9 protein-coding genes and 1 pseudogene are annotated in these 14,502 nt (G+C 39.8%); 6 read left to right on the top strand and 4 right to left on the bottom strand.

Going from position 1 to position 14,502, the window contains the following annotated elements; translation table 11 throughout:
* Positions 1–54 precede the first annotated feature (54 nt).
* From ACT3TH_RS06985 to ACT3TH_RS06960, 6 genes are read left to right on the top strand one after another with little or no spacing between them, the layout of a single operon-like run.
* Positions 55–2,484: a type I restriction-modification system subunit M gene (locus ACT3TH_RS06985; protein WP_444755135.1), complete on the top strand. Its 2,430-nt coding sequence runs from the start codon at positions 55–57 to the stop codon at positions 2,482–2,484.
* Complete coding sequence (locus ACT3TH_RS06980) at positions 2,484–3,797, top strand: restriction endonuclease subunit S (RefSeq protein ID WP_444755134.1); 1,314 nt, start codon at positions 2,484–2,486, stop codon at positions 3,795–3,797. The genes ACT3TH_RS06985 and ACT3TH_RS06980 overlap by 1 nt, the downstream gene beginning before the upstream one ends.
* 17 nt (positions 3,798–3,814) lie before the next feature.
* Entirely contained in the window at positions 3,815–5,641 is a 1,827-nt protein-coding gene (locus ACT3TH_RS06975) for a DUF262 domain-containing protein (RefSeq protein WP_444755133.1), read from the top strand.
* Entirely contained in the window at positions 5,641–8,223 is a 2,583-nt protein-coding gene (locus ACT3TH_RS06970) for a GmrSD restriction endonuclease domain-containing protein (protein ID WP_444755132.1), read from the top strand. Before ACT3TH_RS06975 ends, ACT3TH_RS06970 begins: the two co-directional genes overlap by 1 nt.
* Positions 8,216–11,383 carry a type I restriction endonuclease subunit R gene (locus tag ACT3TH_RS06965; protein ID WP_444755131.1) on the top strand — a complete coding sequence of 1,056 codons (3,168 nt, stop codon included), beginning with the start codon at positions 8,216–8,218 and terminating at the stop codon, positions 11,381–11,383. The genes ACT3TH_RS06970 and ACT3TH_RS06965 overlap by 8 nt, the downstream gene beginning before the upstream one ends.
* On the top strand, positions 11,380–12,117 hold the full coding sequence (locus ACT3TH_RS06960) for a M48 family metallopeptidase (RefSeq protein ID WP_444755130.1): 738 nt from the start codon (positions 11,380–11,382) through the stop codon (positions 12,115–12,117). The genes ACT3TH_RS06965 and ACT3TH_RS06960 overlap by 4 nt, the downstream gene beginning before the upstream one ends.
* 40 nt (positions 12,118–12,157) lie before the next feature.
* On the opposite strand, the gene ACT3TH_RS06955 is transcribed toward ACT3TH_RS06960, so the two are convergent.
* The 4 genes and pseudogenes from ACT3TH_RS06955 to ACT3TH_RS06940 form a co-directional block, all read right to left on the bottom strand.
* Positions 12,158–12,781 carry a hypothetical protein gene (locus ACT3TH_RS06955; protein ID WP_444755129.1) on the bottom strand — a complete coding sequence of 208 codons (624 nt, stop codon included), beginning with the start codon at positions 12,779–12,781 and terminating at the stop codon, positions 12,158–12,160.
* Positions 12,782–12,865: 84 nt separating this feature from the next.
* A complete protein-coding gene (locus ACT3TH_RS06950) occupies positions 12,866–13,318 on the bottom strand; it encodes a DUF1810 domain-containing protein (RefSeq protein ID WP_444755128.1) in 453 nt (150 codons plus the stop codon).
* An 89-nt stretch (positions 13,319–13,407) separates the two neighbouring features.
* Positions 13,408–14,085: a hypothetical protein gene (locus tag ACT3TH_RS06945; protein WP_444755127.1), complete on the bottom strand. Its 678-nt coding sequence runs from the start codon at positions 14,083–14,085 to the stop codon at positions 13,408–13,410.
* 27 nt (positions 14,086–14,112) lie between these two features.
* Positions 14,113–14,502: pseudogene (locus ACT3TH_RS06940) on the bottom strand (helix-turn-helix transcriptional regulator); the annotation flags it as partial.

Below are 14,502 nucleotides of genomic sequence, written 5' to 3'. Positions count from 1 at the left end.
TCTTCGATAATTTCTTTACTAATAAAACCTCTTCTAATCATAAGATTTATAACTATGGCACTTAAAAAGACCGAAATTTATTCTACCCTTTGGGCAAGTTGCAATGAGCTACGTGGTGGTATGGATGCGAGTCAATACAAAGACTACGTATTGACCATGCTATTTATGAAGTATGTGTCTGATAAATATAAAGACGATGCTTTTGGCGATATCGTAGTACCAGAAGGTGGTAGCTTTGAGGATATGGTCGCACTAAAGGGTGATAAAGAGATCGGTGAAAAGGTCGATAAAATTATCGCTAAGTTGGCTGAAGCTAACGGTTTACGCGGTGTCATTGACGTTGCGGACTTTAACGATGAAGAAAAGCTGGGTAAAGGCAAAGAGCATATCGACCGCTTATCGAAGCTAATCGGTATCTTTGAGGGATTAGATCTATCGGGCAACCGTGCTGATGGTGATGACTTACTAGGTGATGCTTACGAATTTCTAATGCGTCATTTCGCTACTGAGTCTGGTAAGTCAAAGGGTCAGTTTTATACGCCATCGGAAGTGTCACGTATCCTAGCCAAGATTATTGGGGTAGATGACGAGACACCACAAGACGCAACGGTATATGATCCGGCCTGTGGTTCAGGATCTCTGCTACTAAAGGTCAGTGATGAAGCGCCACGCGGTTTGACTATCTATGGTCAAGAGATGGACTTTGCCACTACTGCATTGGCAAAAATGAATATGATTTTGCATGGGGCAACAGGCGCTGACATCTACAAAGGTAATACCCTATCCTCTCCGCACTTTGTAGAGGGCAGTCAGCTCAAGACCTTTGATTTTATCGTGGCAAACCCACCCTTTAGTAATAAAAACTGGACCAGTGGCTTAAACCCAGAGTCGGATGAGTTTGATCGTTTTACTTGGGGTATTCCGCCTGAGAAGAACGGTGATTACGCTTTCCTCCTGCATATTATCAAAAGCTTAAAAAGCACCGGCGTGGGCGCAGTGATTCTGCCACATGGCGTGCTGTTCCGAGGCAATGCCGAAGCGCATATCCGACACAACCTAATCAAGCAAGGCTATATCAAAGGCATCATTGGCTTGCCAGCCAACCTCTTCTACGGTACAGGCATCCCTGCTTGCATCATCGTGATAGATAAAAACACCGCACAGAGCCGAGCCAAAGGTGATGCGGGTCTGTTTATGATAGATGCTAGCCGCGGCTACATGAAAGACGGTAATAAAAACCGCTTACGTAGCCAAGATATTCACAAAATCGTCGATGTCTTTAACTCTCAAGCTACTCTAGATGGATATAGCCGAATGATACAGCTCGATGAAATCATTGATAACGACTATAACTTAAACATTCCACGCTATATCGATGCCAGTATTGATGAAGATCAGCATGATTTGACTGCGCATTTAAAAGGCGGTATTCCTGTCACAGATATCGACTCACTAGAGTCTTATTGGCAGGTATTACCTAACTTACGCAAAACGCTATTCTCTGAAATGACGCACAGTAGAGACGGTTACCGCGAGTGCCTCGTGGCATCGACCGAGGTCAAAGCGGCAGTATTGGCTCATCCTGAGTTTATTGCCTTTGCTGAGCAAAGCTTAACGCCGTTCAATGACTGGTGGCAAGCCATACAGCTGAATGAAATAGCCAAAGGTGATAGACCTAAAGCGCTTATTCATAAAATCAGTGAAGATTTGCTACAACGCTACGAAATAGCACCCCTACTCGATAAATACGATATTTATCAAATCTTGATGGACTACTGGAGTGAAAGCTTGCAAGACGATGTCTATGCTATTAGTCAAGATGGCTGGCAAGTGGGTAGTCAGCTGCGCAAGCTAGTCGTGGCCAAAGGTGAAAAGCTTAAAGAAGAGCCTGACCTGATTATTAATAAGGTGAAGTATAAAGCGGAGCTAATCCCGCCTGCGCTTATCATTGCGCGCTACTATAGCGATGAGCAAGCCCATATCGATGAAATGCAAGCTGAGCTAGATACTGCCTCGAGTACCATAGCTGACTATACGGAAGAGCATGGTGATGAAGAAGGCTTACTAGCGGATGCCGCCACTGATAAAGGCAGCTTTACTAAATCGAGCGTCAACGCGCGTCTAAAGCTTGCGCGTGATAGCGATGAGATCAATGCACTTAAGAAATTACTCGCTTATTTTGAACTAGAAGCCAATGCGAAAAAGTCATTAAAAGAAGCGCAAGAGGCGTTAGATCTGGCGGTATTTAAGCACTACCCGACTTTGGATGAATCGGCTATCAAGACGCTACTGATCGAGAACAAATGGCACGCCACGCTACAAGGGCGTATCGAAGATGAGATTGAGCGTATCACCGCTCAGCTTGCCAATCGTATCAAAGAGCTAGATGAGCGTTATGCTGAGCCTTTATCGCAAATCGTCGATGAGGTGGAGACGTTAAGTCAGAAATTACAAGCGCATCTACAAGCGATGGGAGTGGCATAATGACTGAGGTTAAGATACCCGAGGGCTATAAACAGACTGAGGTTGGCGTTATTCCTAAGGATTGGGAAGTCGAACCTTTGAAATCTTTGCTTAAAGAACCTCCTAAATATGGAATTAATGCCGCAGCGGTTCCTTTAACTGGAAATTTGCCAGTTTATATTCGTATTACAGATATATCAGAGGATGGATATTATTCACCTGAAAAGGTAGTTGGAGTAAACAGCCCTTTTTCGAGCTCGTATATTCTAAATGAAGGCGATATCGTATTAGCGAGAACCGGTGCAAGTGTAGGTAAATCCTATTTATATAGAAAAGAAGACGGTACTCTTATCTACGCTGGCTTTCTGATAAAAGTATCACCTAATGAAAAGCAGCTTAATCCGAAATACTTACATCAATATCTAAAAACTGAGCAGTACTGGGCTTGGGTAATCGTCAATTCGATGAGAAGCGGACAACCAGGTATTAATGGGAATGAATATGGTAGATTATTGATTCCGTTACCAAGTATCGAAGAACAAACTGCCATCGCCACTGCCCTATCTGATGTCGATGATTTAATCCAGTCACTAGAAAAACTGATTGCGAAAAAAGAAGCGATTAAGACGGGTACGATGCAGCAGCTACTCACTGGCAAAACTCGCCTGCCAGAGTTTGCCACTCGTGAGGATGGTAACCCTAAAGGATTTAAACAAACTGAATTGGGGCGAATTCCTGAGGATTGGGAGACTATAAATTTTGACGAACTACTTGAACCAACTATTTCTAAAAAGCCTATAAAGCCTTCTACATTAGTAACGTTTATAGGTATGCAGGATGTTACTGGAAACGCCCAATTGGCTAATCAAACTGTTGTAAGTCATGAAAAGGTTAAAAATGGATTTACCTATTTTGAAAATGGTGATGTGCTTCTAGCTAAAATTACACCTTGTTTTGAGAATGGTAAGGGTTGCCATACTGAAACTCTTAAAACGAAATATGGCTTTGGAAGTACAGAATTTCATGTTTTAAGAGCTACAGAATATTCAGATTCAAAATTCATATATTTTTGGACTACTCGCAATAGCTTTAGGATAGATCTTGAATCCACAATGGTCGGAAGTGCAGGTCACCGAAGAGTCCCACTCTCAGCAGTCAAAAGTTATCAGATTCCCTGCCCTACAAGTAAATCAGAACAAACCGCCATTGCCACTATTCTCTCCGATATGGATGCCGAAATTCAAGCATTGCAGCAGCGCTTGGAGAAAACCAAAGATATTAAGCAAGGCATGATGCAGCAGCTGTTGACTGGGAAAGTGCGTTTAGCGCATTAAAATTATAAGGAAGTAAGATGCAAAATAATAAATTAGAAATGAAACCAATAGTCGACCTATTGGATGAAAGTTTCTATATCCCTGCTTATCAACGTGGCTACCGCTGGAAAGAAAAACAAGTTCAAGACTTATTAGAAGATATCAGAGAGTTTTATCTGACCTCACTGAACTCCGAAAAGGATACTTTTTACTGCTTACAACCTGTTGTCGTCAAACAGCGTGAAGATGGCTCTTGGGAAATCGTCGATGGACAACAACGACTAACCACTATTTACATAATTTTAACCTACTTATTGGAAGTCGATGGTGGTGACAATCTATCACGATATCGCATCAGCTATGAAACAAGGAGCGACTCGGCTGAATTCTTAGAACGTATTGATCCAAGCAGACACAAAAGTAATATCGACTTTTTCCATATTTATAAAGCTAAAGAAGCCATCAAATCATGGTTTGATGAGCAAGAGGACTCAGATAAATATAACTCTATAAAAACGCCTTTACTCAATTTAGATAATAAGAGCGTAAAAGTAATTTGGTATGAGCTCAGCGACCATGAGGTACCCACCCAAGTATTTTCAAGACTTAACGTCGGAAAAATACCGCTGGTAAGTGCAGAACTTATTAAGGCACTGTTTTTAAAATCAAGCAATTTCACTTTAGAATCGAAATCGAAGGATGCCCAAAGTCTATTGCAGCTTACGCTTTCTCAAGAATGGGATGCCATTGAAAAAAGTCTTCAAAATGATACTTTTTGGTATTTTTTGAGCAACGAAACCCTTGAGTCAAACCGCATTGATTTATTACTCACTCTTAGAGCATCAGATCATAGTGAAATAGAAAATAACAAAGATGAGTTAAACACTTTTTTGCAATTTAATGAGCTGCTAAAAGAAGATAACTTTGACATGGTTCAAGAATGGCAAAACATCAAGCGTTTAATGATGACATTAGAAGAGTGGTTTAATAACCGCGAATTACTCCATTTAATCGGCTATTTAATAACTGAGGGCAAAACGATTCCTGAAATTATGCGACTTAGTAAAGATAGCCGAGATAAGCAACATTTAAGACATAAACTTATAGGTCAAGTTTTTAATCTTACTTTTGATGCTAAGTTCAATGCCTTGTCATCATTTGATGAAATTGAATCAAAAGTCCGTGATCACTTATCAGAGCTTGATTATGAGTCTAAGAACTTGAGTAAGATTCGCCGTATCTTTTTACTCTTTAATATTGTCAGCTTATTGAGTAACCCCAAATCAAACTCTCGCTTTCAATTTGATAGATATAAAAGTGAGAATTGGGATGTCGAGCATATACGTTCAGTAGCCTCAAATATACCTGAAGGCATTAGCAATCAAAAGAAATGGCTAATAGATGTTAAAGACTATTTAGACAACTCAAAAGTTGATACAAGCCCTTTCAAGTTTAATGACGCTGAACAAAATGAAAAGCAACTTATCAATAGTGAAATTAACCAAATCCTTCAGGCACAAACCTTTCAACAAGATAAGTTTGAGAATGTTTATAAGAGTATCATAGAGATCTACGATCCTAGCAATGGCGAAGCAGTAGACAACTCAATCGGCAATCTAACTTTGCTTGATAGATACACCAATCGCAGTTATAAAAACGCCATCTTTCCAATTAAACGCAAGCATATTATTGAGCTTGATAAAAAGGCTATATATGTGCCTTTGTGCACCAAAAATGTCTTTTTGAAGTATTACAGTCAAAATTTAGATAGCATGCTTTACTGGCGCTCAGAAGATAGCCAAAACCATCAAGATGCTATTATAGAAACCATAACAGAATACTTTTTTAAAAATGGAGCTCAATAATGAACATGGGAGAAAGAGTAACCTTTAATGAGCTATTAGATATAGTAAACTTTATTGAAATTCCAATTATCCAACGTGACTATGCCCAAGGTCGCAAAGATCAGTCAGAGGTTAGAAACGCTTTTTTAGACTCCCTTTTTTCAGCTCTTATCAGAGACAAAACTTATGATGATCAACCGTCTCTAAATTTAGATTTTGTATATGGCGACATTGACAATACTGACACACTTTCAGTACTAGATGGCCAGCAGCGTCTTACAACTTTATTTTTATTACATTGGTTTTTGGCAGTAAAATACAACCATTTAACAGAGTTTAAAGCACGTTTTACCTTGAAAGGTAATTCACGCTTTACCTATAAGACCCGCCCTAGTTCATCAGAATTTTTTAATGCTTTACTATCTAACGGTACTATCCAGCAGCGATACCAGGCATTAACTAAATTTCATATAGATCAAACAACCGGATCTAGCAAAATCAATGATTATACTATTGACCAACTCATTGCTGACAGCACTTGGTTTTTTTCAGCTTGGAAACAGGATCCTACTGTGCAAGCTTGCCTTAACATGTTAAAGGCGATTGAAGAAAGATTTGCACTCTGTAATGAAGATTTGTACCTGCGGATTGTGGATAGCAATAACCCTTGTATCACTTTCCAATTTTTGCCCTTGAGCAAGTTTGGACTGTCTGATGAGCTGTATATCAAAATGAACGCGCGAGGCAAGCCCCTCACCCCATTTGAAAACTTCAAAGCTAATCTACAACAAACTATAAAGTCGTTTTCTAAAGAACTGCCTAATTATGATTTAGCCGCTAGAGGTGGTGTAGTCAATGGTTATGAGTACTTTATCCATAAGATCGACACCGACTGGGCAGATCTGTTTTGGACGTATCGGACTGTTGGTGATAAGCATGATTCCTATGATGATGAGCTTATGAACTTCATTCGCTTAATTATTCTATACCAATATATTATCGATACTAAGAACAATGATAGTAAAAGTGAGGATAATCTCAATACTTTTTTTGGACAAAAAGCCAAGTTACAGCACTTAACAATAGCCCAGTACACTAAACTAAATTGTTTTACACCTAATTTTGTAACTAATCTCATTGCTCTTTTAGATCTGCTTGATCTAGATGACTATCACAACCATCATCTCAAGACTTACTTACCTGACGCATATAATAAGACACATTATTCAGAAGTGTCTATGTTCGAAAAGGTATTAGCAGATAATACCAGTTATCCTGAAAAGCTACGATTCTATGCTTTTTATCGTTTTCTTTCAAAAAAGCTCAAATCAGCTAACAGCATTGATGCTAATGACATTCAATCTGAGCTCGTTGAATGGATACGTGTCATTTATAACTTAACTGAAAATACTATCTTTAATACTTCAAAAGATTTTTTAGAAGCTCTTCTATCCATTGAAAAGCTAAGTAAGTTTGACTCTCCTATTTTGGATACACTGACTAATAGACCTGGGCTCGTCTTGAGTAGAATCTCAGAAGATCAGCTTGTTGAGGAGAAGATTAAAGCTCATCTCATACTAAAGTCAGATGATTGGAAGAACGCAATCCTACAGGCTGAAAACCACCCCTTCTTTAATGGACAGGTAGGTTGTCTACTCAACTTCTCCGGTATTCTTGAATACTATCGCAATCATAATAACTGTAATTGGGACGCCTTTGAAAATAATAGTTTACTGGATACTTTTAAGAAATACGATCAATCGCTAGGTTCTGTTTTCAACCTCATAGCTGCTAGCTCATCAGACATAGAGTACTTGTGGGAGAGAGCGACCCTGACTAAAGGTATGTATTTTACCAAAAAGAAATCGTATGACCGTTACAACTTGCTCAGCACTCGACTATTCAAAAACAATATCAATCGTGATCACAGCTGGAAAAGATTATTACGAATTGGCTCTGAAACCATGGAAATCAGACAGTCTTACGTAAAAGCCGTACTAGATGATCCCGATTTCGATGCTAATGATATTAAACCTTCACTACAGAGTATTTGTGATGTAGTGCTGGCTAATAATGATTTTGATAAATGGCGTGAATATCTCATTCAGTATCCTCAGCTTTTCGACTACTGTGAACAGGGATTTATTGAAATTAGTGAGATAGAAGTACTTTTATTATGGCAATCTCAGCGTAATCATTATCATAGTGAGCTTTACACAGTCGTATTAGATATTCAGCTAAAAGATGAACTTGAAAAACTAATGCCCTTCTCTAATTTAGAATATCAATACGTTAAGTCCACACAGGAGCAGGCCTCTCTTAAGATTGAAGGTTGGAATTATGCGAATAGTAATTACTACTTCGAAATCTTAAAAGCGCCAGAGAACTTCGTAGTCCAGTTTAAAAACGGCTCATCAAACGATTACCCTCAAAAAGTTACTGATGTGCTTGAAGGTAATGGACTTCAACGCAAACATATCACAGATGAGGAAATAGGCGATGAAGCAGTGCACTACGAGATTAGCTCATTAACATCAGTAGATGACGTGATTAGTCAGCTTATTCAAACTTGTAGCTCATTGAGGAGTATTGAGAATGAGTAACGTCACCGACATAGAAAGACTCACTCAGAACCGTGTCGTACGCTTTTTCACCCATACACTAGGCTACCGTTATCTAGGCGACTTTAAAGACCGTCCTAATAACAAGAACATTGAGTCCGAGATTTTAGCCGCATGGTTAAGCTCACGTAATATTAGCCGCACCTTGCAAAACCGAGCCATTAACACTCTAGAAAAAGCAGCTGCTCTAGGCAGTGGCGTTAAACTATACGATGCCAATAAAAAGGTCTACGAACTACTGCGCTATGGCATCAAAGAAAAAAAAGGCACCGGCGACCACAAAGAGACCATTTGGCTGATTGATTGGAATAATATTGAGGCTAATGACTTTGCTATTGCCGAAGAAGTCTCCATCATGGGCGAGAATAAAAAACGCCCCGACATCGTCCTTTATGTCAACGGCATTGCCCTTGGCGTGATCGAGCTTAAACGCTCAACCATCAACGTCACCGAAGGCATTCATCAGAACCTAGACAACCAAAAGAAAGAATTTATTCGACAATTTTTTAGCACCATACAATTGGTTATGGCAGGTAATGATACCCAAGGCCTGCGCTATGGCACGATCGAAACGCCTGAGAAGTATTATTTAGAATGGAAAGAAGCCAACCCCAATCATACACCCCAGTCTGATATTAGCGTACCGACTCATCTTACTTTAGCGAATGCTGATTTTACGGATCAGCCCTTAGACTTCCATCTGTATTATATGTGCAATAAGCACCGATTCTTAGATATCATTAATAACTTCATTGTCTTTGATTCAGGTATTAAAAAGACCTGCCGGCATAATCAATTCTTTGGTATACAATCCGCTAAGAAACATATTGCACAGCATAAAGATGGCATCATTTGGCATACGCAAGGTTCAGGCAAAAGCTTGACCATGGTTTGGCTGGCTAAATGGATACGGGAGAATGTCACCAATAGCCGTGTACTCATTATTACCGACCGTACCGAACTGGATGAACAGATTGAAAAAGTATTTTTCGGTGTCGATGAAGCGATATATCGCACCAAGAGCGGTGCTGATCTTATTACCCAGCTAAATCAGCCTAACCCTTGGTTGCTTTGCTCTTTGGTTCATAAGTTTGGTCGTCATGGCGATGATGACGATAATACAGAGGACACAGACGACTTTATAAAGGACATTCAAGCCAGCCTACCATCAGACTTTACTCCTAAAGGCGATTTATTCATCTTCGTTGATGAATGTCATCGCACTCAGTCTGGTAAGCTGCACAGTGCTATGAAGGCGCTATTACCAGAAGCTATGTTTGTCGGTTTTACAGGAACGCCACTACTCAAAAAAGATAAAAAGAAATCTATCGAAGTGTTTGGACCTTTTATTCATACCTATAAGTTTGATGAAGCAGTCGCTGACGGTGTAGTGTTAGACCTTTTATACGAAGCGCGTGACATCGACCAACAGCTTACCTCCTCTAAGAAAGTTGATGAGTGGTTCGACGCCCATACTCGTGGTTTGACCAATATTGCTAAGAGCCAGCTCAAACAAAAATGGGGAACCATGCAGCGGGTTCTGTCTAGTCAGTCACGCATAGAATGTATCGTCAATGATATTTTGCTCGATATGCAGCAAAAGCCAAGACTTATGGACGGTCATGGCAATGCCATGCTTGTCTGTAACAGTATTTATCAAGCCTGTAAATCTTATGAGGCATTTGAGAACTCGTTCTTAAAAGGCAAAGTGGCAATTGTGACCAGCTACTTACCGACTGCAGATAGCATCAAAGGTGAAGAAACTGGCGAAGGTATGACAGAGAAGCTTTTCAAATATCGAATTTATCGCAGGATGATTGCTGATTATTATGATATCAGCGAACAAGAAGCGGGCTCTAAGGCAGAGGACTTTGAAAAAGCAGTTAAAAAACGCTTTATAGAAGAACCAGGTCAAATGCGACTGTTGATAGTCGTAGATAAACTGCTGACAGGATTTGATGCACCTTCTGCCACCTATTTATATATTGATAAAAAGATGGCTGACCATAATCTGTTTCAAGCCATTTGCCGTGTTAACAGACTCGATGGTGCAGAAAAAGATTATGGCTATATCATTGATTATCAGGATCTATTTCAGTCTTTAAACAGTACTATTTCTAATTATACGCAAGGCGCATTTTCAGATTATGAAGATGAAGATATTGACGGGCTGTTAAAAAACCGCTTAAGTGCGGCAAAACAAAACTTAAATGATGCCCTAGAGATGGTCAGAGGGCTGTGTGAGCTTGTTAAGTATCCTAGGAACATACAAGACTACGCTGCTTACTTTTGCCCTATTGAAGATGTGACTGAAGCTGATAAAATAGACAAGGAACAACTGCGGCTTACCTTATATAAAAGCGTCTCCAAGCTGATACGTGCTTATGGAAACATCGCCAATGAAATGTCTGACGCAGGATATAACGACCAAGAAATCAAACGCATCAAAGACGATGTAAAGCACTTTGAGTCGGTTCGTAATAACATCAAGCTTATGAGTGGCGACCATATCGATATGAAAATCTATGAGCCAACCATGCGTAGGATGTTAGACACTTATATTCATGCCACCCCTAGCGAGACGGTTATCGACTTTGAAGATTTAGGACTTATTGAGTTAATTGTCAATCAAGGGCCTGAAGCTTTAATCAAAGCCATACCTGAGGATATAGCGAGCAACCCTGAAAACGTCGCAGAGACCATAGAGAACAACGTTCGAAAAACGATTGTCGATGAAAACCCCGTTAACCCAAAGTACTACGAGCATATGTCTGCCCTACTCGATGAGCTCATTGAGCTACGCCGACAAAAAGCCATTGCTTACGCTGAGTACTTACAAAAAATACGCCGGCTAGCTTCTAAAGTAATCAATCCGACTGGCACAGCAAGCGGTGACTCGTACCCTGAGACTATCAACACTCCTGCTAAGCGCGCGTTATATGATAACTTGAATCAAAACGAGGACTTAGCAGATAAAGTAGACGCTGCCATTAGGCTTAATAAACAAGCAGATTGGCAAGGTCATCTAATCAAAGAGCGGCGAATCAAAAACGCGGTACATCAGACCGTCTCCGAGTATCAAGTTGATATCGATATCGACGCATTGATTAACTTAGTTAAAGCACAGCAGGAATATCAGTGATTGCTCAGTCAGCCTTTATTAAGATTGGTGAGCTAGATATACATCTGACTCGCAAAGATATTAAAAACCTACATATCAGCGTCATGCCACCTGATGGACAGGTCAGAATATCTGCACCTGATGCCATGACTGAAACCGCCATTCGTATGGCTGTTATCCACCGTATACCTTGGATTAGGCGTCAGCAGGCTGCCTTTAACAAGCAAGAGCGCCAATCGGCTCGAGAGATGGTAAATGGCGAAACGCATTATCTATGGGGAAGACGCTACCGACTTGAAGTTATTGAGAGTGATACCCTCAAGTCTCAGACGGTAAAACTAAAAAGTGGTAAGCTTATACTAACCGTAAATAAAGGGCTATCTGATGAAGTAAAACTTAAGCTATTGACTGAATACTATCGGGGCCGACTAAAAGCTAGAACTCCCGATCTTATCGATAAATGGTCGAAGAAAACTGGCGTCACTATCAGCGATTGGCAAATCCAAAAAATGAAGACCAAATGGGGCAGCTGTAATATAGAAGAAGGCAGTATACGGCTTAACTTAGACCTGGCCAAAAAACCACTGCTTTGTTTGGAATATATTATCTTGCATGAACTGCTACACTTCAAAGAACGGCAGCACAACGATAGATTTAAAACCCTGCTCGACACTCACATGCCTGATTGGCGATCTAGAAGAGAGTTACTCAATCAAATGCCATTAAACCAAGAAAACTGGAAACATCAAGATTAGTTCTTTAATTATAGACTAACGCTTAAATCTGAGCCTATACCTACCCCTCAGCATACATTGCCCTTAATCGAAAAGATTCAGGCTCATCGCTCATACTTGTGCAGTAGTACTTATATAATTCATCAGCCATAACGTTCTTTTCAATAAATGCCACTATATAAGAAGTAGTATCTAGTGAGGGGCTTTCGCTACTCTCCATACCTAGCAATAGCCCTTTAATATTAAGGTTTTTAGGGAACTGACCAACCAACTCATTAGCTGCTTTTTTTGCCATATCTGTTTCAAATCCATCTGTTATATGAATTTGAATAAATTTATATAATTTTTCTCTTTCGAATAAGCTTTTAATATCGATAACATCTATACCTATTAAGCCACGTGGACAGATATTCAATAACTTAACTACTTGACTTACGTCTTCAGGCTGACACCTAACAATGCCCTCTATAATATCTAAGCGATCAAAATCCATATCATTTATGTGCAATCCCACTAAAAACCAAGCCTCTGACTTCTCTTTTAGCTCTAGTAGCGCCTGCTCATCCCAATCCTCACTGATAACAAAACAACCGATAACAGACTTAGGGTAACGATTTATAATTCGTTGGTATAGGAATGCATTAGGTGTGTCATCTATATATGATTCGTCCAGATGGTATTTCATTGCCATACTCACTGATAATTAATGGTGTTTGATGTAGTTAGAAGTATCAAACTTTAGCACTAGTTAAATCATATTCGGTTTTATTTACTTATATTGCTGGTCATTGATTTGCTTTAGCATCTTGATAGTGTTTATATCGTAACTGCCTGCGTAGAACTGGTATAAAAGCTGCTCAAATACACACTTATTACCAGCGGCAAAGGCAAACAACGTTAGCGAAGATTGCAGCTTCAGATTGTCCGGTGAACCAAAGATATCTAAAGCGCTTTTGTCAGGGTGCAGCAGTAGTAATTCAGCACACTCTATTAACCGTACTCCAAGGACCTCATGCTGCAAATATGCTTTTGCTTGCTCCAGACTCTCTATTGCAAATCGTCGAGACATTTTACTGTGCCCTAGCCCTTTCACCTGTGGAAAAATAAACCACATCCAATGCGTGCGCTTATGACCTTGGGTCAGCTCTTCAATCACTTGTGAATAGATAGTATCTTGAGCTTGGATAAAATCATCAAATAAATCTTTATCAATCGTTGTCATTTTCTGCACTCCTTGCGATTTAAGTAATGAACGCTCATTTACCCGACACGCTCACAACGTGAGTAAAACCATGTATAGTCAATGCTAGGCTAACCAGCCACATATATCGCCCCCATCCAGCAATGGTCAGGTTTATCAATCATCCTATTGCCGTAAAACACTTCTGAATCATCAGAAATCCGACTTTCAACAGCAGTTGTGATACTAAAAAACTCATCAAGAGATAGTTTATGATCGCTTTCAATATCAAGCATCATATACTGGGTACTAAGACCTTCAGGAATTTGATTGAGCAGATGATTAACGGCACGCCTTATTTGTTCTGAGTCTGGCTTACCGATTACCCTAGCTTGTATAAACTTAGCAGTCTTTTCAGACCCGCAGGATCTTTTGATATCATTAACATCTATACCAACCTTATCGCGATCAGATAGTATCGATTCAAATACAGTTGTTACCTGCCCAACCTCATCCGCTTTGCAAATAATAATACCGTCTATAACCTCGAACCTATCGATACATTTACCTGTGGTTTGTAGCGCAAACAATATGTCCAAACCTGTTTGTTGTTTTAACGCTAGCAATAGCTGTTCATTCCAGCCATCTTCGATAACAATAAACCCAACCTCAGACAAGAGGTAGCTATCTGCTTGTGGCGTATATAAAGTAGCTAAAGGTATGGGCTTTATCTGAAGCTCATCACTACGTTCTTCGTTAATATCGTTTTTTGTAGTCTGTTTATCTGTAAAAATACTATCTGCTGTCATACTCGGCTCCTCTTTAAAGTGAAATCATTAATTACGGTTATAAAGCTGCATCCCACTTTCTAGGCGCTCAAGAATAACTACCTTTAGCTCTAATGGTTCAATGACGACGGACAATTGCGACATACTTACCAGCCAATCTTGCAGACGAGTAGTATTAGCAACCGTAGCGCTGACTTGATTCCAAGTGTCATCGATAATAGTAATCTTCTGATCTATCGATAATGAGCGCTCATAAAGATGCTGACAGGCATACCTTTGCACCTTTAAAATCAGTTTAATTTGGGTATCGTCGGTCGGCTCTAACCTACCCAGTTTATGCAAACTCTTTAACGAAAAAGTGTCTCGCCCTACCCAGTCAGGTACTGGCTTATTCATGATTACTACCTCGATAATACGATTGACCGCAAAATTACGATG

This window comes from Psychrobacter sp. AOP22-C1-C5, from assembly GCF_052378885.1.
Lineage (GTDB): Bacteria > Pseudomonadota > Gammaproteobacteria > Pseudomonadales > Moraxellaceae > Psychrobacter.
The sequence above is the reverse complement of the archived record's forward strand: the minus strand, read 5'-3'. Positions and strand labels throughout refer to the sequence as shown.